The sequence below is a fragment of the Streptomyces sp. NPDC049577 genome (genome assembly GCF_040675635.1).
Classification (GTDB): Bacteria; Actinomycetota; Actinomycetes; order Streptomycetales; family Streptomycetaceae; genus Streptomyces.
Genome location: NZ_JBFAPH010000006.1, coordinates 1 through 18,793, shown reverse-complemented (window position 1 = coordinate 18,793; position 18,793 = coordinate 1). Strand labels below are relative to the sequence as shown.

General features: G+C 70.5%; 20 protein-coding genes and 2 tRNA genes. 10 read left to right on the top strand and 12 right to left on the bottom strand.

From position 1 onward, the window contains the following. Nucleotides 1-90: 90 nt before the first annotated feature. The 6 genes from AB0K09_RS01650 (at nt 91) to pknB (ending at nt 8,223) form a co-directional block, all read left to right on the top strand. On the top strand, nt 91-930 hold the full coding sequence (locus AB0K09_RS01650; protein ID WP_366063195.1) for a DUF3662 and FHA domain-containing protein: 840 nt from the start codon (nt 91-93) through the stop codon (nt 928-930). A 10-nt stretch (nt 931-940) separates the two neighbouring features. Then, on the top strand, nt 941-1,474 hold the full coding sequence (locus tag AB0K09_RS01645; RefSeq protein WP_366063194.1) for an FHA domain-containing protein: 534 nt from the start codon (nt 941-943) through the stop codon (nt 1,472-1,474). A 75-nt stretch (nt 1,475-1,549) separates the two neighbouring features. After that, nucleotides 1,550-3,091 carry a PP2C family serine/threonine-protein phosphatase gene (locus AB0K09_RS01640; protein ID WP_366063230.1) on the top strand — a complete coding sequence of 514 codons (1,542 nt, stop codon included), beginning with the start codon at nt 1,550-1,552 and terminating at the stop codon, nt 3,089-3,091. 41 nt (nt 3,092-3,132) lie between these two features. Next, nucleotides 3,133-4,551, top strand: coding sequence for an FtsW/RodA/SpoVE family cell cycle protein (locus tag AB0K09_RS01635; RefSeq protein WP_366063193.1), 1,419 nt, complete (start codon nt 3,133-3,135; stop codon nt 4,549-4,551). Continuing rightward, the gene (locus tag AB0K09_RS01630) at nt 4,548-6,005 is read left to right on the top strand and encodes a penicillin-binding protein 2 (RefSeq protein ID WP_366063192.1); all 1,458 of its coding nucleotides are present in this window, start codon (nt 4,548-4,550) and stop codon (nt 6,003-6,005) included. The genes AB0K09_RS01635 and AB0K09_RS01630 overlap by 4 nt, the downstream gene beginning before the upstream one ends. Before the next feature lie 175 nt (nt 6,006-6,180). Further along, nucleotides 6,181-8,223, top strand: coding sequence for a Stk1 family PASTA domain-containing Ser/Thr kinase (gene pknB / locus AB0K09_RS01625; protein ID WP_366063191.1), 2,043 nt, complete (start codon nt 6,181-6,183; stop codon nt 8,221-8,223). A 61-nt stretch (nt 8,224-8,284) separates the two neighbouring features. Here pknB and AB0K09_RS01620 read toward each other — a convergent pair whose 3' ends face one another. The 6 genes from AB0K09_RS01620 to AB0K09_RS01595 all read right to left on the bottom strand — a co-directional run bounded on the left by AB0K09_RS01620 (nt 8,285) and on the right by AB0K09_RS01595 (nt 12,498). Next, nucleotides 8,285-8,974 (bottom strand): class E sortase, encoded by a 690-nt coding sequence (locus AB0K09_RS01620; RefSeq protein WP_366063189.1) that lies wholly within the window; start codon nt 8,972-8,974, stop codon nt 8,285-8,287. 37 nt (nt 8,975-9,011) lie between these two features. After that, a complete protein-coding gene (locus tag AB0K09_RS01615; protein WP_366063229.1) occupies nt 9,012-10,040 on the bottom strand; it encodes a class E sortase in 1,029 nt (342 codons plus the stop codon). Further along, nucleotides 9,959-10,597, bottom strand: coding sequence for an aminodeoxychorismate/anthranilate synthase component II (locus AB0K09_RS01610; protein ID WP_366063187.1), 639 nt, complete (start codon nt 10,595-10,597; stop codon nt 9,959-9,961). Before AB0K09_RS01610 ends, AB0K09_RS01615 begins: the two co-directional genes overlap by 82 nt. Beyond that, nucleotides 10,594-10,788 (bottom strand): hypothetical protein, encoded by a 195-nt coding sequence (locus AB0K09_RS01605; protein ID WP_366063186.1) that lies wholly within the window; start codon nt 10,786-10,788, stop codon nt 10,594-10,596. Before AB0K09_RS01605 ends, AB0K09_RS01610 begins: the two co-directional genes overlap by 4 nt. Nucleotides 10,789-10,858: 70 nt before the next feature. Further along, the gene (locus tag AB0K09_RS01600; RefSeq protein WP_366063228.1) at nt 10,859-11,707 is read right to left on the bottom strand and encodes a class E sortase; all 849 of its coding nucleotides are present in this window, start codon (nt 11,705-11,707) and stop codon (nt 10,859-10,861) included. 26 nt (nt 11,708-11,733) lie between these two features. Further along, nucleotides 11,734-12,498, bottom strand: a complete 765-nt coding sequence (locus AB0K09_RS01595) for a DUF881 domain-containing protein (RefSeq protein WP_366063185.1) — start codon at nt 12,496-12,498, stop codon at nt 11,734-11,736. A gap of 148 nt (nt 12,499-12,646) precedes the next feature. On the opposite strand from AB0K09_RS01595, the gene crgA reads away from it, so the two are divergent. Then, nucleotides 12,647-12,901, top strand: coding sequence for a cell division protein CrgA (gene crgA, locus AB0K09_RS01590; RefSeq protein WP_366063184.1), 255 nt, complete (start codon nt 12,647-12,649; stop codon nt 12,899-12,901). 269 nt (nt 12,902-13,170) lie between these two features. Here the strand turns inward: crgA and AB0K09_RS01585 are convergent, their stop codons facing one another. Next, nucleotides 13,171-14,034, bottom strand: a complete 864-nt coding sequence (locus AB0K09_RS01585; RefSeq protein ID WP_366063183.1) for a rhomboid family intramembrane serine protease — start codon at nt 14,032-14,034, stop codon at nt 13,171-13,173. Nucleotides 14,035-14,168: 134 nt separating this feature from the next. Then, the gene (locus AB0K09_RS01580; RefSeq protein ID WP_366063182.1) at nt 14,169-14,693 is read right to left on the bottom strand and encodes a peptidylprolyl isomerase; all 525 of its coding nucleotides are present in this window, start codon (nt 14,691-14,693) and stop codon (nt 14,169-14,171) included. Nucleotides 14,694-14,932: 239 nt separating this feature from the next. On the opposite strand from AB0K09_RS01580, the gene AB0K09_RS01575 reads away from it, so the two are divergent. Further along, nucleotides 14,933-15,589 carry a DUF5324 family protein gene (locus tag AB0K09_RS01575; RefSeq protein ID WP_366063180.1) on the top strand — a complete coding sequence of 219 codons (657 nt, stop codon included), beginning with the start codon at nt 14,933-14,935 and terminating at the stop codon, nt 15,587-15,589. Nucleotides 15,590-15,667: 78 nt separating this feature from the next. Here AB0K09_RS01575 and AB0K09_RS01570 read toward each other — a convergent pair. Next, nucleotides 15,668-15,740 (bottom strand) — tRNA-Ala (locus AB0K09_RS01570). Between the two features lie 118 nt (nt 15,741-15,858). On the opposite strand from AB0K09_RS01570, the gene AB0K09_RS01565 reads away from it, so the two are divergent. Beyond that, complete coding sequence (locus AB0K09_RS01565; protein ID WP_366063179.1) at nt 15,859-16,404, top strand: DNA-binding protein; 546 nt, start codon at nt 15,859-15,861, stop codon at nt 16,402-16,404. A 45-nt stretch (nt 16,405-16,449) separates the two neighbouring features. Next, a complete protein-coding gene (locus AB0K09_RS01560; RefSeq protein WP_366063178.1) occupies nt 16,450-17,616 on the top strand; it encodes a serine/threonine-protein kinase in 1,167 nt (388 codons plus the stop codon). 93 nt (nt 17,617-17,709) lie between these two features. Here AB0K09_RS01560 and AB0K09_RS01555 read toward each other — a convergent pair whose 3' ends face one another. The 3 genes from AB0K09_RS01555 to AB0K09_RS01545 form a co-directional block, all read right to left on the bottom strand. Beyond that, entirely contained in the window at nt 17,710-17,844 is a 135-nt protein-coding gene (locus AB0K09_RS01555; protein ID WP_003958712.1) for a DLW-39 family protein, read from the bottom strand. A 170-nt stretch (nt 17,845-18,014) separates the two neighbouring features. Then, nucleotides 18,015-18,088 (bottom strand) — tRNA-Ile (locus AB0K09_RS01550). A gap of 82 nt (nt 18,089-18,170) precedes the next feature. Beyond that, complete coding sequence (locus AB0K09_RS01545) at nt 18,171-18,764, bottom strand: DUF3566 domain-containing protein (protein WP_366063227.1); 594 nt, start codon at nt 18,762-18,764, stop codon at nt 18,171-18,173. Nucleotides 18,765-18,793 lie beyond the last annotated feature (29 nt).

The following is an 18,793-nucleotide window of genomic DNA, read 5'->3' as shown; positions in this document are numbered from 1 at the left end:
GCTGTTTTCCCGACGCGTGGATACGATCAGTAAGCAGTATCAGGAACGACACTGAGCATCACAGACGTCACTGAGGGAAGGAGGTGCCCCGTGGGAGTACTGAAGCGCTTCGAGCAGCGACTCGAGGGACTCGTGAACGGCACCTTCGCCAAGGTGTTCAAGTCCGAGGTGCAGCCGGTCGAGATCGCGGGGGCACTCCAGCGGGAGTGCGACAACAACGCCACCATCTGGAACCGTGACCGCACCGTCGTCCCGAACGACTTCATCGTCGAGCTGAGCGCTCCGGACTACGAGCGGCTCAGCCCGTACTCCGGCCAGCTCGGGGACGAGCTCGCCGGCATGGTCCGCGACTACGCGAAGCAGCAGCGGTACACCTTCATGGGGACCATCAAGGTCCACCTGGAGAAGGCGGACGACCTGGACACCGGGCTGTACCGGGTGCGCAGCCGCACTCTGGCCGCGAGCGAGTCGCAGGACCCGCACGCCCGGCCGCAGGCCCCCGCCCCGCGCGGGGCCGGGGCGGTCACCCACGGGGCCGGCTATCCGCCGCAGCCCGCCGGGGCGCCGCCCATGCCCACGTCGCCGCCGCCCGGCGCGCGCCCCCAGCCGCGGACCGGGGCTCCCGGTCCGGGCACGGTCCCCGGCGCGCAGACCCGGCGGTGGATCGAGATCAACGGCACCCGTCACCAGATCTCCCGGCCCACCCTCGTGCTCGGCCGCAGCACCGAGGCGGACGTACGCATCGACGACCCCGGCGTCTCCCGCCGGCACTGCGAAATCCGGGTCGGCACCCCCGCGACGATCCAGGACCTGGGGTCGACCAACGGCATCGTGGTGGACGGACAGCACACCACGCGCGCTACGCTCCGCGACGGCTCGCGCATCGTCGTGGGCAGTACGACCATCGTTTATCGGCAAGCCGAAGGGTGAAGCGGGGGCAATGTCAGAGCTGACCCTCACGGTCATGCGGTTGGGTTTCCTCGCCGTACTGTGGCTGTTCGTCATCGTGGCCGTTCAGGTCATTCGCAGTGATCTGTTCGGTACCCGTGTGACGCAGCGCGGCTCCCGCCGCGGTGACGCGGGCCGGCCGCAGCGCGCGGCGCAGGCGGCCCCGCCGCCGCAGCGCCAGCAGCAACAGCAGCAGTCCGGCGGCCGCCGCGCCGACCGTGGCCGCCGTGGCGCCCCCACCAAGCTGGTGATCTCCGAAGGCTCCCTCACCGGCACCACGGTCGCCCTGCAGGGCCAGACGATCTCCCTCGGCCGCGCCCACGACTCGACCATCGTGCTGGACGACGACTACGCGTCCAGCAGGCACGCCAGGATCTACCCGGACCGCGACGGCCAGTGGATCGTCGAGGACCTCGGGTCGACCAACGGCACCTACCTCGACCGGACCCGGCTGACCACCCCGACCCCGATTCCGCTCGGCGCGCCGATCCGCATCGGCAAGACCGTCATCGAGCTGCGGAAGTAGTAGGACCATGACGACCGGAGGGTGGGCAGCGTGGCTGGGAAGGGGCTGTACCCGGAGCCGACGGGCGAGGTGCGCATGAGTCTGTCACTGCGCTTCGCCGCCGGATCGCACAAGGGCATGATCCGGGAGGGCAACGAGGACTCCGGTTACGCCGGCCCGCGCCTGCTCGCCATCGCCGACGGCATGGGCGGCCAGGCCGCCGGCGAGGTCGCCTCCTCCGAGGTGATCTCCACCCTCGTCACCCTCGACGACGACGTCCCCGGCTCGGACATCCTCACCTCCCTCGGCACGGCCGTGCAGCGCGCCAACGAGCAGCTGCGCGTCATGGTCGAGGAGGACCCGCAGCTGGAGGGCATGGGCACCACCCTCACCGCGCTGCTGTGGACCGGTCAGCGGCTCGGCCTCGTGCACGTCGGCGACTCGCGCGCGTACCTGCTGCGCGACGGCATCCTCACCCAGATCACCCAGGACCACACCTGGGTGCAGCGCCTGGTCGACGAGGGCCGGATCACCGAGGAAGAGGCCACCACCCATCCGCAGCGCTCCCTGCTGATGCGCGCGCTGGGCAGCGGCGACCACGTCGAGCCCGACCTGTCGATCCGCGAGGTGCGGGTCGGCGACCGCTACCTGATCTGCTCGGACGGACTGTCCGGGGTCGTCAGCCATCAGACGATGGAGGAGACCCTCGCCAGCTACCAGGGCCCGCACGAGACCGTGCAGGAGCTGATCCAGCTGGCGCTGCGCGGCGGCGGCCCCGACAACATCACCTGCATCGTCGCGGACGTCCTGGACGTCGACGGCGGGGACACCCTGGGCCAGCAGCTCAACGACACGCCCGTGATCGTCGGGGCGGTGGCCGAGAACCAGCTGCACATCAACGACAAGAAGGCCATGCAGACCCCGGCCGGCCGGGCCTCCGAGCTCGGCCGGCACCGCGGCGGTCCCGCGCAGGAGGGCCCCGGCGGCGGCTTCGGCCCGCCCGGCAGCGGCGACCCGTCCCTGGGCGGCATGGCGGACGGTTCCTTCGGACCGTTCACCGACGAGGACTTCGTCAAGCCCGGCCGCCGGCGCGGCCGCTGGATCAAGCGGTCCCTGATCATCGCGATCGTCCTGGGCGTCGTCGGCGGCGGCCTCTACGGCGGTTACTCCTGGACCCAGACCCAGTACTACGTGGGTGCCAAGGACAACGACCACCTGGCCGTCTACCAGGGCATCAACCAGGACCTGGCGTGGGTGAGCCTGAGCAGGCTCTATCAGGACCACCCCGAGATCGAACTCAAGTACCTCCCCGTGGACCAGCGCAGCCGTGTGATGGACACCATCGCGGTCGGCAGCCGGGACCAGGCCGAGAAGAAGGCCAAGGAGCTCGGCACGCTGGCCGGCGCCTGCAAGAAGGAGGACGAGCGGCGCAAGGCGGAGACGCAGCGCAAGGAGAGCGAGAAGCAGTCGGGTGACCGCACCGGTGGCGTGACCGGCACCGCCAAGGAGTCCGGAGCCGAGAGCCGGACGGAAACCCGTACGAACGCCGCCCAGGCCACCCCGGCGCCGAACCCCGGCCCCACCCTCAGCGAGGAAGAGCAGAAGTTGGTCCCGCAGTGCAGCACCGTTTCGCAGTGAAGCCGTAGGGGGCCGAGCCAGCCATGTCAGCGATCTCACCCATGCCGAACAACACCACCAACACCACCACGATCAGCACCGCGGGCCCGCCGAGCAGGCGGAACACCGAGCTCGCGCTGCTGGCCTTCGCCGTGGTCATCCCCTGCTTCGCCTACGCCAACACGGGTCTGGCCCTCAGCGGTGAGATGCCCTCCGGCATGCTCGGCTACGGCATCGGCCTCGGCCTGCTGGCCGGCGTCGGCCACCTGGTGGTGCGCAAGTTCGCCAAGTACGCCGACCCGCTGCTGCTGCCGCTGGCCACGCTCCTCAACGGGCTCGGCCTGGTGCTGATCTGGCGGCTCGACCAGTCGCCGCGGCTGGCCAACGACGCCAAGAACCTGGGCTACAAGTTCGTCGCCTCGGCGCCGAACCAGCTGCTGTACTCGGCCCTGGGCCTCGCCGCCTTCGTCGCCGTGGTGATCTTCATGAAGGATCACCGGGTGCTCCAGCGCTACACCTACATCTCGATGGTGCTGGCGCTGGTCCTGCTGATCCTGCCGATGTTCTTCCCGGCACAGTTCGGCGCCCGCATCTGGATCAGGATCCCGGGTCTGGGCTCGCTCCAGCCCGGCGAGTTCGCCAAGATCATCCTGGCGATCTTCTTCGCCGGCTATCTGATGGTGAAGCGGGACGCCCTGGCTCTGGCCAGCCGCCGCTTCATGGGCCTGTACCTGCCGCGCGGCCGGGACCTCGGCCCGATCCTGGCGGTCTGGGCGTTCTCCATCCTGATCCTGGTCTTCGAGACCGACCTCGGCACCTCGCTGCTGTTCTTCGGCATGTTCGTCGTGATGCTCTACGTCGCGACCGAGCGCACCAGCTGGATCGTCTTCGGTCTGCTGATGTCGGCGGCCGGCGCGGTCGGCGTGGCCTCCTTCGAGTCCCACGTCCAGGCCCGTGTCAACGCCTGGCTCGACCCCTTCGGGGGCTGGGGCAAGTCCCAGGCGAGCGAGCAGATCGCCAAGGCCCTGATGTCCTTCGGCTCCGGCGGCGTCTTCGGCTCCGGCTGGGGCCAGGGCCACTCCGACCTCATCGGCTTCGCGGCCAACTCCGACTTCATCCTCGGCACGGTCGGCGAGGAGCTCGGCCTGGCCGGTCTCATGGCCGTCCTGCTGGTCTACGGGCTGATCGTGGAGCGCGGCGTGCGCACCGCCCTCGCCGCCCGCGACCCCTTCGGCAAGCTGCTCGCCTGCGGTCTGTCCGGCGCCTTCGCCATCCAGGTCTTCGTGGTCGCCGGCGGCGTCATGGGCCTCATCCCGCTGACCGGTATGACCATGCCCTTCATGGCGTACGGTGGTTCGTCCGTCCTCGCGAACTGGGCCCTCGTCGCGATCCTCCTCAAGATCAGCGACACCGCGCGCCGCCCGGCGCCCGCCCCCGCCCCGTCCCCCGATGCCGAGATGACTCAGGTGGTCCGCCCGTGAACAAGCCCGTGCGCCGGATCGCGATCTTCTGCGGCCTGCTCGTGCTGGCCCTGATGATCCGCGCCAACTGGCTGCAGTTCGTCCAGGCCGACGAGCTCAAGAACAACAAGCACAACCACCGGCTCGACATCGCCCGCTACAGCCAGCCGCGCGGCAACATCATCGTCGACGGCAAGGCGATCACGGGCTCCGTGGAGACCGGCGGCATCGACTACAAGTACAAGCGCACCTACGAGAACGGCCCGATGTGGGCCCCGGTCACGGGCTACTCCTCGCAGCGCTTCGACTCGAACAAGATCGAGAAGCTGGAGGACAAGGTCCTCACCGGCGACGACGACCGGCTCTTCTTCAACCGCACGATCGACATGATCACCGGCAAGGGCAAGAAGGGCGGTGACGTGATCACCACCCTGAACAGCAAGGCCCAGGAGGCCGCCTTCAAGGGCCTCGGCGACAAGAAGGGCGCGGTCGCGGCGCTCGACCCGCGCACCGGCAAGATCCTCGCGCTGGCCTCCACGCCCTCGTACGACCCCTCGACGATCGCCGGGGCCAACGACGGCGAGGCGTACAGCAAGCTGATCAACGACAAGAACCAGCCCATGCTCAACCGGGCGCTGAGCCAGACGTACCCGCCCGGCTCCACGTTCAAGGTCGTCACCGCCGCGGCGGCGCTGGAGAACGGCCTGTACAAGGACGTCGACTCCAAGACCGACTCGCCGCTGCCCTGGTACCTGCCGGACACGGCGAAGCTGGAGCTGAAGAACGAGGGCAACCTGCCCTGCAAGGACGCCTCCCTGCGGGAGGCGCTGCGGGTGTCCTGCAACTCCGTCTTCGGCAAGATCAGCGCCGATCTCGGCAACAAGAAGATGATCGAAGAGGCCGACAAGTTCGGCTTCAACAAGCCCATCGACACCCCGGTGCGCGCGGTCGCGAGCATTTACCCCAAGGACAACCGCCCGCAGAACGCCATGGCCGGCATCGGCCAGGCGTCCAACCGCGTCACCCCGCTGCAGATGGCCATGGTCGCGTCCGCCGTCGCCAACAACGGCAAGCTGATGGAGCCGTACATGGTCGACAAGCTGCGCGCGCCGAACCTCAACGTCATCGAGACCCACCAGCCGAAGCAGCTGAGCCAGCCGGTCTCCGCGGAGAACGCGCAGAAGCTGCAGAGCATCATGGAGACGGTGGTCCAGAGCGGCACCGGCACCAGCGCGCAGATCAACGGCGTCACGGTGGGCGGCAAGACCGGTACCGCCCAGCACGGCGTCGACAACAGCGGCAACCCCTACGCCTGGTTCATCTCCTACGCCAAGACCGGTGACGGCTCGCCGGTCGCGGTCGCCGTCGTGATCGAGGGCGACAACGACACCGCCCGTGACGACATCGCCGGTGGCAAGCTCGCCGCCCCCATCGCGAAGAGCGTCATGGAGGCGGTGCTCAAGACGGAGAAGTGATCCGGTTCACCCGATCGCCGACCGACCGGCCCGAGATCACCAGCGGGTCGGTACCGGTCGTGTATCGGGTGCCGGTGGCGGCCGGAAGGGGCCGTGCGCGCCGGGTACGGTATGCCCGAACAGCACACCGCCGGACCCGGGCCGGTGCGGTCAGGTAAACGGAAGGGCTGGAGCTATGGAAGAGCCGCGTCGCCTCGGCGGCCGGTACGAGCTGGGCTCGGTGCTCGGCCGTGGTGGCATGGCCGAGGTCTACCTCGCGCACGACACCCGGCTCGGCCGCACCGTCGCCGTGAAGACGCTGCGGGTGGACCTCGCCCGCGACCCGTCCTTCCAGGCCCGGTTCCGTCGTGAGGCCCAGTCGGCCGCCTCGCTCAACCATCCGTCGATCGTCGCCGTGTACGACACCGGCGAGGACTACGTCGACGGCGTGTCGATCCCGTACATCGTCATGGAGTACGTCGACGGGTCGACCCTGCGCGAGCTGCTGCACTCCGGCCGCAAGCTGCTGCCCGAGCGGTCGCTGGAGATGACCATCGGCGTGCTCCAGGCGCTGGAGTACTCGCACCGCGCCGGGATCGTCCACCGGGACATCAAGCCCGCCAACGTCATGCTGACCCGCACCGGCCAGGTCAAGGTCATGGACTTCGGCATCGCCCGTGCCATGGGCGACTCCGGCATGACCATGACGCAGACGGCCGCGGTGATCGGCACCGCCCAGTACCTCTCCCCGGAGCAGGCCAAGGGTGAGCAGGTCGACGCGCGGTCCGACCTCTACTCGACCGGCTGCCTGCTCTACGAGCTGCTGACGGTCCGTCCCCCCTTCGTCGGCGACTCCCCGGTGGCCGTCGCCTACCAGCACGTGCGGGAGGAGCCGAACCCGCCGAGCACCTACGACCCCGAGATCACGCCCGAGATGGACGCCATCGTCCTCAAGGCGCTGGTCAAGGACCCGAACTACCGCTATCAGTCGGCCGACGAGATGCGTGCCGACATCGAGGCGGCCCTGGAGGGCCAGCCCGTCGCCGCCACCGCCTCGATGGGCGTGCTCGGCGCCGGCGGTTACGGCGAGGACCAGCCGACCACCATGCTGCGTTCGCAGGACCACGCGGGCGGCATGGGCCAGACCTCGATGATGCCGCCGGTCTCCGACGGCGGCGCCGGCTACGGCGGCGGATACGGCGCTTACGACGACGGCTCCGGCGGCGGCCGCCGGGGCGCGGGCGGCGGCAAGAAGAGCAACCTCTCGACGATCCTGCTGGTCGCCGCGGGCGTGCTCGTCCTCGTCGGCGCCATCTTCATCGGCAAGTCGCTCTTCAGCGGCGGCGGCAACGGCTCGCAGATCACGGTGCCCAGCCTGATCGGCGAGACGCTGGCCGACGCCAAGAAGCAGGGCGACAACGGCGACTTCAAGGTCGCCGAGGGCGAGGGCAAGTTCTGCGACCAGCCCAAGGGCAAGATCTGCGAGCAGAACCCCAAGGCCGAGACGAAGGCCGACCGGGGCAGCACGGTCACGGTGAGCGTGTCCAAGGGCATCGAGAAGATCTCCGTGCCGGACGAGCTCGGGGCCTCCTTCAGCGAGGCGAAGGCCGCGCTGGAGGGCAAGGGCTTCACCGTCAAGCAGAAGGCGCAGGAGTCGGACCGCACGCCGAACACGGTCATCGACCAGGACCCCAAGGGCGGCGACAAGGCCGAGAAGGGTGCGGAGGTCACCCTGACGGTGGCCACCCCGGCCGCGACCAAGACCGTCCCGCCCGTGACCGGCCAGCCGTTCGACGCGGCGAAGAAGCAGCTCCAGGACCTCGGCTTCGTGGTGCAGCGGCAGGACGAGGACTCCGACCAGCCGGCCGGCAACGTCACCCGGCAGAGCCCCGACGGCAACACCTCGGCCAAGCCGGGCTCCACGGTCACCCTCTTCGTCTCCAAGGGCGCGGCGAAGGCCACGGTGCCGAACAACCTGGCGGGCATGAAGCTCAAGGACGCCAAGAAGGCGATCACGGACGCCGGGCTGCGGGTCGGCGCCATCTCGGGCCCGGCGGACGACAACGCCGTCGTGGTCCTCAGCGACCAGCCCCCCGGCGCCCAGGTCGACAAGAACACCGCGGTCAACCTGACCACCATGGCCGGCACCGGTGGCCCGGGCACCACCACCGGCGGGCCCACGGGCGGCCAGGACGTCGGCGGCATCTTCGGCGGCTGGACGGGCGGCCGCAAGCACTGAGCCCGGATCGTACGACCGCGCGGAGCCCCGGTGTCCGAAAGGACGCCGGGGCTCCGCGCGTTCAGCGGAGTTCCGGGGGCGGCGTGCGCCTGGCGTCGACCCGCTCCGTGCGCTCCAGCTGCGCCCAGACGACATAGCGGTAGTCGGAGGTGTAGACGGGCGTGCAGGTCGTCAGGGTGAGGTAGCGGCCCGGGAGCGCCTTCCCGGACTCGCGGGGGATCTGGTCGAGGACGCGGACGTTGTAGCGCGAGGTCTGCTTCAGCTCGCTGTAGACCCGGTAGACGTACCAGACGTCGCGGGTCTCGAAGACGATCGGATCGCCGGTCCTCAGCCTGTCGATGTTGTGGAACTTCGCGCCGTGCCCGTCGCGGTGCGCGGCCAGGGTGACATTGCCCTTGGCGTCCCAGGGCATGGCCGACTTCACGGGGTCGAGGTAGTAGCCGGCGACACCCTCGTTGAGGACCTTGGTGCCGGTGCCGGGCTTGACCAGGACCTCGCCGTTGCGCATGGCGGGGACGTGCAGGAAGCCGATGCCGTCCTTGGTGTCGAGAGTGCCCGGGCCCTGCGGCCGGCCCGGGACGGCCTTGGCCCAGTTGTCGCGCACATGACTGCCCTGCCGCGCGGCCTCGCGGTCGGCGAGCACGTTCGTCCACCACAGGGAGTAGACGACGAAGAGTCCCATGATCACGCCGGCGGTGATGAGCAGCTCACCGATGACGCTGACGAAGGCGGCGATCCGTCCCCGTGCCACAGCCGTTCGTACCCCGATTCGGTGTTCCCGTGTGCCGCTACTCGACGAGGGCGTCCGGCTTTCCCTCGCTCCGGGGCCGCTCGTCGACCATCTTGCCCCACACGATCAGGCGGTAGGTACTGGTGAATTCGGGGGTGCAGGTGGTCAGTGTGATGTAGCGGCCCGGGCGCGTGAAGCCCGAACCGGGCGGCACAGGGCCGATGACCCGCACGTTCTCCGGCGACGTCTGATCCAGACGGCTTGTCATCTCATAGGTGTAGAAGGCGCTCGCCGTCTCCACCACGATCTTGTCACCCGGCTTCAGCCGGTTGACGTAGCGGAACGGCTCGCCATGGGTGTTGCGGTGGCCGGCGAGCGCGAAGTTGCCCTCCTTGTCCCAGGGCATCGCGGTCTTCAGCCCGCCGTCGGCGTAGTGGCCGACCATGCCCCGGTCGAGGACCTTGTGCTTGCTCACCCCCTGGGCGATGGGGGCCTTCACGTCGAGGGCGGGGATGTAGAGGATCGCGAATCCCTGGCCGGGGGAGAACCGCCCGGCGTCGCGGTCGTCGCCGCCCCGGCCCTGCTCCCAGCTGTGGCGCAGGTCGTCGGCGGCGCCTCCCGCCTGCTGGTGCGCCAGCACGTTCGTCCACCACAGCTGGTAGGCCACGAACAGCAGCATCACGACGCCGAGGGTGATGAACAGTTCGCCGACCGCCCGGCTCACGACGACGCCGACGCTGTCCCTGCGGGCCCGGGCGGCGCGCTGCGCGGCCTTGCGCCGTTCGGCGCGCCCCCCGGTCACGGGCGGCGGGACCGGCGCCGTGTACGCCGTGGCCGGGGCGGGCTCCACCCGGCGCAGCGTCAGCGTGGCGTCGTCCTGGAGCGGCACGTGGGGCCCGTACGGCCCGTAGGACGGTCCGTAGGGCGCTTCCTGCGCCCCGTACACCCCGTACGCCTCGTACGGCCCGCCCTGCCCGGAGGGATGGCCCTCCGGGCGGAGCGTGGTCACGCCCCGGCCTTGCCCACCACCGGAGCGAGGCCGGCCGATCGTTCCACGGCTCCGGCGTCGCCGCAGGCGACGAGCCAGTTGGCCAGCATGCGGTGACCCCACTCGGTGAGCACCGACTCGGGGTGGAACTGCACGCCCTCGACGGGCAGATCCCGGTGGCGCAGGCCCATGGCGATGCCTGTGTCGGTCCAGGCGGTGATCTCCAGCTCGTCCGGCCAGCCGGCCCGCTCGACGGCGAGCGAGTGGTAGCGGGTGGCGGTGAAGGGCGAGGGCAGGCCCTGGAAGACGCCCTTGCCCTCGTGCGTCACCAGCGAGGTCTTGCCGTGCAGCAGCTCGGGCGCGCGGTCGACGACACCGCCGTAGGCCACGGCCATCGACTGCATGCCCAGGCACACGCCGAAGACCGGAACCCCGGTGTCCGCGCAGTGCCGCACCATGTCGACGCAGACCCCGGCCTGCTCGGGCGCGCCCGGCCCGGGCGACAGCAGCACGCCGTCGAAACCGTCCTGCGCGTGGGAGAGCTCCACCTCGTCGTTGCGCCGCACCTCGCACTCGGCACCGAGTTGATAGAGGTACTGGACGAGGTTGAAGACGAAGCTGTCGTAGTTGTCCACGACGAGGATGCGCGCGCTCACCGTGCCACCGCCGTTCCGCCGCTCACCGGCATACCGTTGTCGACCGTCACGTCGTTGAACGGCAGCAGCGGTTCCGCCCAGGGGAAGACGTACTGGAAGAGGACGTAGACGATCCCCAGCACCAGCACCAGCGAGATCAGCGCCTTCACCCATGCGTTGCCCGGCAGATGACGCCAGATCCAGACGTACATGCTGTCCTACCCGCCGATGAGATCGGTCATTGCGACACCAGAGTAAGGGTCGGCACCCGTGCCGGGAGGGTCAGCCGGGCAAAGCGTCCGGCTTCCCGCGCCCGACCGGCCGCGTGTCCGCCAGGTGCGCCCAGACGATCAGCCGGTGACTGTGGCCCCACTCCGGGTCACAGGTCGTCAGCGTCAGATAGCGCCCGGGCCCCCGGTATCCGGCCTTCGCGGGCACCGGATCGATCACGCCGGTGTCCCCGGGCAGCGTCCGGTACGGCAGGGTGTCGACCCGGTACGTGAACCAGTCGGCCCCGTCCGTCAGCACCACCGCGTCGCCGGGGCGCAACCGGGGCAGGTCCTTGAACGGGTCGCCGTAGGTACGCCGGTGGCCGGCCACCGCGAAGTTCCCGGTCTCGCCGAGGCCGGCGGTGTCCGCGTAGTGGCCGAGCCCGCGCTTGAGGAGCTCGGTGCCGGTGCCCTGGAGGACGGGCTTGGCCCAGCCGGAGCCGAGGCGGGGGATGTACATGACGGCGAAGGCGGCCCCGTCGCGACGGCCCGGCGCGCCACCGGCTCCGCGGGCGCCGGCCTCGGGGCCCGTGGACGGACCGGAGGGCCGGCTCACGGTGTCCTCGCCGCCCTGCCCCGCGTCCGAGGCGTCCGGCTCCCCGGTTCCGGCCCCGGCCTGTGGCCGGTCCGGGGCCCCCTGCTGTTCCCGCCCCCGGTACGGGTCCCCGCCCGGGGCCGGGTCCGGGGCGCCCGGGCGGGCGGGGGCGTCCGTGGACCAGCGGTCCTGGAGCTTGCCGATCTCCGCGTCCATGGCGTGATCCGCGCGGACGCCGGTCCAGTAGAGGACATAGCCGACGAACAGGACGATCAACGCCCCGGCGGTGACACAGAGTTCGCTGAGCGTACGGACGACGAGTCGCACCCTCACCGGACGGACCCCCTCCCGGATTACCCCACGGGCTGTGCGTAGTGGAGAGCCACTGTGCCCGAGTAACCCGGAAGAGTCACCGCGTCGTGCTGGTCGACTTTCCAGCCGAGGCCGTAGGCGGCGACGTACTGGAGGTAGTTCTGGATCGCGGGGGAGGAGTCCAGGGCCTTGCGCAGCGCGCCCCGGTCGCCGACGGCGGTCACCTTGTACGGCGGGGAGTAGACGCGGCCCTGGAGGATCAGGGTGTTGCCGACGCAGCGGACGGCGCTGGTGGAGATCAGCCGCTGGTCCATCACCTCGATGCCCTTCGCCCCGCCGCGCCACAGGGCGTTGACCACGGCCTGGAGGTCCTGCTGGTGGATGACGAGGTCGTTCGGCTGGGGCTGCGGAACGCCGGGGATCTTGGCGGTGGCGTTCGGCGGGGCGTCGGTGAGGGTGACCGTCAGACCGGGCCCGGCGAGCGGCTGGGTGCCGGCGGCCTTCTCCAGGGCGCCGATCTTCTTGTTCTGCGCCTCGGTGTTGCCGTTGTCGCGGCGGGCGAGGGCGTCGACCTCGGACCGCAGGGCGGCGGCGCTCTGGTCCAGTTGGCCGTTGGTGCGGCTGCGCTCCTGGATCAGATCGGACAGCCGGAGCATGGAGGCGTCGGTCCGCAGGTTGGTGCCCTTGGCGGTGTTGAAGCTCATCCAGAAGATGAGGCCGGCGAGGGCGAAGACGCCGGCGGTCAGCAGCCGCACCGGCCGGAATCGCCGGGCGCGCGCGCTGGTGGAGTCGGCAGAATTGCTCAACGTACCCTTGTCCTCTCCGACGCCGCGGAAGCACTACGCTAACGGACGCCCGGGGGCGGGATCCGCTCCCGGTGCTCACCGTCCCGGCAGACCAGCCCACCGAGCAAACCCAGCGCGGTCACGCAGCGCATCGACAGGAGAGTCCCTCGTGCCGAAGTCACGGATCCGCAAGAAAGACGACTTCACGCCGCCGCCGGTGAAGCAGCAGAACATCAAGCTGACCACGGGGCGCCGCTGGGTGGCGCCGCTGATGCTCGCGATGTTCCTGATCGGGCTGGCCTGGATCGTCATCTTCTACGTGACGAGCGGCGACATGCCGGTGGAGTCCCTGCACAACTGGAACATCGTGGTGGGCTTCGGCTTCATCGCGGCGGGCTTCGTCGTCTCGACGCAGTGGAAGTAGGGGCCGGGTTATCCACACCCTCGTCCACAGTGGGGAAAACTCAGAAGATCTGTGGATAACTTCCGTGATGTTGACGCCGGTGTGACTGATCGCTAGCGCTGCGTATCGACGGCCGCATCGGCGCACATCAACGGAATCGCAGGTCAGATGCGTTCTCTACACCTCGAACGCATGTTCCCCACACTGTGCACAAGATCCGGGGCTTCTTGTGGACAACCTGAGCCGCCACTGGTGTGGGTGACGCCCCCGGATCGGCTCCCCCACCCGCCTCAGGGCAGCTGGAGCGTCCGTACGAACACCAGCGCGGCGATCGCCAGCAGCACTCCCCCGCAGGTGAGCCCCTGCACGAGCAGCCGCCGCCCGCGCGGCGCGTGCACCAGGCCGTAGGCGACCACCGTGCCCGCCACCAGACCGCCGACGTGCGCCTCCCAGGCGATGTTGGCCCAGGTGAAGGTGAAGATCAGGTTGAGCACGAGCAGCGCGATGACCGGGCGCATGTCGTACTTCATCCGGCGCAGCAGCACCGCCGTGGCCCCCAGCAGACCGAAGATCGCTCCGGAGGCGCCCAGCGAGGGCTGACGCGGATCGGCGATGAGATAGGTCAGAGCGCTGCCGCCCAGCCCGGACAGCAGATAGAGGGTCAGGTAGCGGGCGCGCCCGAGGGCCGCCTCCAGCGGCGGGCCGAGCCACCACAGAGAGAGCATGTTGAACGCGATGTGCATCGGGGCCTGATGCAGGAAGGTCGCGGTCAGCAGCCGGTACCACTGCCCCTGGGCGACGCCCTCCAGAGGGCCCTGCGGGGCGAGGGTCGCCTGGCCGAAGAGTTCGAGATCGTCCAGGAGCGTGTCGCCGGTGGCCAGCACGGCGATCCACAGCGCGACGTTGATCCCCAGCAGGACCTTGGTGACCAGGCGCGGATCCGCGGTGTGCGCGCCGCCCGCGATCGTGCGCGGCGCGGCGGAGTGCGCCGCCGACCGCCCGCCGCCGGGCCCGCCGCCCGAGCACTCCGGGCAGTGGAAGCCGACCGAGGCGTCGACCATGCACTGGGGACAGATCGGCCGCTCACAGCGGGTGCACCGGATGCCGGTCTCCCGGTCCGGGTGCCGGTAGCAGCAGACTGCCTGGTCGTTCATGCTCTCCCCTTGCCCCTGTCACGGGCGGACAAGCCCGCCCGGGTCCGCTGGGTCACGAGCCGCCCCGCCCGTTCCTACGTACGGGCGGGGCGCCGGGTTCCCGTGCGGGAGCCGGCCTCACGGCCGGACGCGGCTCAGCGGGTCTCGATGACGACCGACTCGATGACGACGTCCGAGAGCGGGCGGTCGTTCGAGTTGGTCGGGACGGCGGCGATGGCGTCCACGACCCGCCGGCCGGCGTCGGTCGAGACCTCGCCGAAAATGGTGTGCTTGTTCGTCAGCCAGGTGGTGGGGGACACCGTGATGAAGAACTGCGAGCCGTTGGTCCCCGGGCCCGCGTTGGCCATCGCCAGCAGGTAGGGCTTGGTGAAGGCCAGGTCCGGGTGGAACTCGTCGGCGAAGCTGTAGCCCGGGTCGCCGGTGCCGTTGCCCAGCGGGTCGCCGCCCTGGATCATGAAGCCGCTGATGACGCGGTGGAAGACCGTGCCGTCGTAGAGCTTGTCCGTGGTCTTCTCGCCCGTCGCCGGGTTGACCCACTCCCGCCGGCCCGTGGCGAGCTCGACGAAGTTCTTCACCGTCTTCGGAGCGTGGTTCGGCAGGAGCCGCACCTCGATGTCGCCCTGGTTGGTCTTCAGGGTGGCGTAAAGCTGCTCGGCCACGATCTACCTTCCATAGTCTTCACTGACGGCTAACGATCCTCGCACGGACGGGTTCGGGGCGAGTAGCCGACGAAATCCCGCGGGCGGCGGCGAACCGTGGCATTGTCGGGGGCGTTGACGGCCGAAGCTCCCCTGTGACCCGGATGCCCGCTCGCACATGCCGGACCGCCCGCCGGCAGGCATGATTTTCCACTGGGTGGAAAGGCGACAAACCATACGCCACCGAGGAGGAGGTTCTCGTGACCCGCAAGGACAGCGTGCGCGCCGCGACCAGCACCGCCAAGGACAGCGTGCGCCACGCCGCGGAGGTGGTGGCGCCCTACGCCGGCACGGCGAAGGACGCGGCCGCGCACTACGCGCACGAGGCCCGTGTACGCATCGCGCCCAAGGTCTCCCACGCCGCGCGGCAGTGCCGCGCCACCGCCGGTGAGCAGTACCACGCCCATCTGGCCCCGCGCATCGAGCACGCCCGCGAGGCCCTGCCGCCCAAGGTCGACCAGGCCGCCGCCCGCGCCCGCGCCGCCGCCGGACCCGTCCGCGACGAGGCGGTCGCCCGCGGCAGCGCCGCCCTCGCCGCGCTGCGGGGCGACGTGTCGGCCGAGGACATCGAGAAGCTGGCGAAGAAGCGGTCCCGCCGCTGCCGCGCGGGCCGGCTGGCCAAGCGGCTGACGGTCCTCGGCCTCCTCGCGGGCGGCGCCGTCGCCGTGTGGAAGTGGTGGGACCGGCAGTCCAACCCGGACTGGCTCGTCGAGCCCCCGGCCGCCACCGAGATCGCCGACCGGACCCCGCTGTCCTCGGTCGACGGCAGCGTCGGCGCCTCCCCGCTCGACCCCGAGGTCCGCGCCAAGCAGGCCGAGGCCGACCACCCGGCCGGCGAGGAGAACGACCTGCCCTGACGCCGGGGCCCTGCCGCCCCCGGTGACGACAAAACCCCTCCCACCGCGCGTTCGCGCAGGTGGGAGGGGTTTTTCCGGTGGAGCCTAGGGGAGTCGAACCCCTGACATCTGCCATGCAAAGACAGCGCTCTACCAACTGAGCTAAGGCCCCGTCGGGGACCAGACTACCCGGTGCCGGGAGTGTTTCCCGACCGGGTATCGCCGGGTGCCACCACTCTCCGTAGGATGCAGCGCAAGATTCGCGGCAGCGAAGCGAAGGGGAGAGCGAGATGGACGCAGCACAGCAGGAAGCCACCGCCCGCGCACGAGAGCTGCAGCGGAGCTGGTACGGGGAGCCGTTGGGGGCACTCTTCCGCCGTCTCATCGACGACCTCGGCCTCAACCAGGCCCGTCTCGCCTCCGTCCTGGGCCTGTCGGCGCCCATGCTCTCCCAGCTGATGAGTGGTCAGCGGGCGAAGATCGGCAACCCCGCCGTCGTCCAGCGGGTGCAGGCGCTCCAGGAGCTCTCCAGCCAAGTGGCCGACGGCACCGTGAGCGCCGCCGAGGCGGCCGAGCGGATGGAGGAGGTCAAGAAGAGCTCCGGTGGCTCGGTCCTCAACTCCACCCAGACGACGGCCAGCAGCGGCGCCCCCACCGTGCGCCGGGTCGTGCGCGAGATCCAGTCGCTGCTGCGCTCCGTGGCCGGCGCCGGCGACATCATCGACGCGGCCGACACCCTCGCTCCCACCCACCCCGAACTGGCCGAGTTCCTCCGGGTGTACGGCGCCGGAAGGACCGCCGAGGCGGTCGCGCACTACGAGGCGCACCAGAGCTGACCGGGCCGGGGCGGGGCCGGGGCGCGCGGGGGCGGCGCGGACGCGATGGGTGAGGTCTTCGCTGGGCGGTACGAGCTGGTGGACCCGATCGGGCGCGGCGGGGCCGGGGCCGTGTGGCGCGCCTGGGACCGGCGCAGACGGCGCTACGTGGCGGCGAAGGTGCTCCAGCAGAGCGATGCCCACACGCTGCTGCGCTTCGTCCGCGAGCAGGCGCTGCGCATCGACCACCCCCATGTGCTGGCGCCGCAGAGCTGGGCGGCGGACGACGACAAGGTGCTCTTCACCATGGACGTCGTCGGCGGCGGCTCACTGGCCCATCTGATCGGGGACTACGGGCCGTTGCCGCCCCACTTCGTGTGCGTCCTGCTCGACCAGCTGCTGTCCGGACTCGCGGCGGTGCACGCCGAGGGCGTGGTGCACCGGGACATCAAACCCGCCAACCTCCTTTTGGAGGCGACCGGCACCGGACGCCCGCATTTACGCCTCTCGGATTTCGGGATCGCCATGCGCAAGGGCGAGCCCCGGCTGACCGAGACCAACTTCGTGATGGGCACCCCCGGTTACTTCGCCCCCGAGCAAATGCTGGGCGAGGAACCCGACTTCCCGGCGGACCTCTTCGCCGTCGGCCTGGTGGCGCTGTATCTGCTCACCGGCCGGAAACCCGACGCCGAGGCGCTCGTGGAGAGATTTCTCGGGCAGGGCGTCCCGAACGCCCCCGAAGAGGTGCCCGCCCCCCTCTGGGACGTGATCGCGAATCTGCTGCAGCCCGACCCGTACGCCCGCTTCCGTACGGCCACGGGCGCGCGCAAGGCACTGGCGGCCGCCGTGGAGCTGCTGGCGGGCCCCGCCGAGGACGAGGAGCGCATCGAGGTCTTCGACCAGCTCGGCCCGCTGCCGCCCGGCTTCGGCCCGGACGGACCGGAGACCGGCCGCCGAACACCCGCCGGCCCGCCGCAGGCGCCTCCCCCGCCGGACCATCCCCCGACGCCGCCGCGCCCGGCCCCCGCACCGCTCGCCCGGCCCGTGCCGCCCCTTCCGCACACGGCTCCCCCGACGCCGCCGGCACCGGGGCCGAAGCCGGTGTCCGGACCCGCGCACGCGGCCCGCGGGCGGTCCGGGCCCTCCCCCGGGGTCGCGGCCGCCGTGCTGCTCGTCGCGCTGTTGTGCCTGGCCGCGGGGGTGTGGGCGCTCGTCCTCAGCCGCCCCGGATAGCGTTTCCTATTGCAATCACTCCATTTGCGACTGCAATGAAAACGACGGAGCCCCGGCCGTGTCGGCCGGGGCTCCGTCCCAAACTTCTGTGGCTCACACACCCGAACCTGCGGGCACGGAGTCGGTCGCCTCCGTCCACAGGTCCTGCTCGGCGCGATCCGCCTGGATCTGCCGGTACACGAGGAGCCCGCCGATGGCGGCCAGTGCGACCAGGAGCAGCTTCTTCACCGCGCGACCTCGTCTTTCCTTGACGTAAGGGGACCTCTGGTCGCCGATGATACACACCGACCGATACCGATCGGTGACCTGCGTCCGGTCGCCTGTCAGGTCCGGCGGCCGCCAACTACCCAAAAGCGATCGGCCCGGACGGAGAATTCCGTCCGGGCCGATCGACTCGGTGGGGCTAACAGGACTTGAACCTGTGGCCTCTTCCTTATCAGGGAAGCGCTCTAACCGTCTGAGCTATAGCCCCGCGCTGCACCGAAAGATTAGCGCACTTGGGGCCCAGTCCCAAAATCCGGCCTGCGGGACCGGGCCAAGGGGGTCCGCGAGGACTATTCGTCCTCGGCCAGCGTCAGCTCCACGCCGCCGACGAAACCGGCGGAGAGGTTGTAGACGAAGGCCCCCAGCGTGGCCAGGGCGGTGGCCAGCACCACGTCGATCACCGCGATGACCGTCGTGAAGATCAGCACGTGCGGCAGGGACAGGAAGGACTCCAGATCGAAGCCGCCGCCCTCGCTGGAGGCCGTGGCGTCACTGATCGTGCCGCCCAGGGCAGAGAAGACGCCCATGCCGTCCAGGACCGCCCACAGCACCGCCGCGGCCACGATCGTGCACACGCCGAGCGCCAGCGACAGCACGAAGCTGACCTTCATCACCGACCAGGGGTCGGCCTTCGACACACGCAGGCGCGCCGAGCGGGTACGCGGCACGGGGCGGGACACAGGGCGCGCGGGACGGGCCGCGCGCTGCTCGCCCAGGACGGGCTCCCTGGGGGGCGTGACGGCGCCCTTGGCGCCGTTCCCGGCCGGGGCCGCCGGAGCCTTGGCGGCAGGCTTCCCCGCGCCCTGAGCGGCGCCCTGAGCGGCCTGCGGGCCCTGCGCTTCTGGGTGTCGTTCTTGGCCGCAAGAGGAGTGCTCTTGCGGCACTCCGCCTTGCCGGGCGAGGTCAGGGCGCA

Bases quoted from the DNA above. Each gene is read 5' to 3' on its own strand.
- AB0K09_RS01645 (WP_366063194.1), top strand. From the start codon at position 941: ATGTCAGAGCTGACCCTCACGGTCATGCGGTTGGGTTTCCTCGCCGTA.
- AB0K09_RS01640 (WP_366063230.1), top strand. From the start codon at position 1,550: ATGAGTCTGTCACTGCGCTTCGCCGCCGGATCGCACAAGGGCATGATC.
- AB0K09_RS01635 (WP_366063193.1), top strand. From the start codon at position 3,133: ATGCCGAACAACACCACCAACACCACCACGATCAGCACCGCGGGCCCG.
- pknB (WP_366063191.1), top strand. From the start codon at position 6,181: ATGGAAGAGCCGCGTCGCCTCGGCGGCCGGTACGAGCTGGGCTCGGTG.
- AB0K09_RS01605 (WP_366063186.1), bottom strand. From the start codon at position 10,788: ATGTACGTCTGGATCTGGCGTCATCTGCCGGGCAACGCATGGGTGAAG.
- AB0K09_RS01585 (WP_366063183.1), bottom strand. From the start codon at position 14,034: ATGAACGACCAGGCAGTCTGCTGCTACCGGCACCCGGACCGGGAGACC.
- AB0K09_RS01565 (WP_366063179.1), top strand. From the start codon at position 15,859: ATGGACGCAGCACAGCAGGAAGCCACCGCCCGCGCACGAGAGCTGCAG.
- AB0K09_RS01560 (WP_366063178.1), top strand. From the start codon at position 16,450: ATGGGTGAGGTCTTCGCTGGGCGGTACGAGCTGGTGGACCCGATCGGG.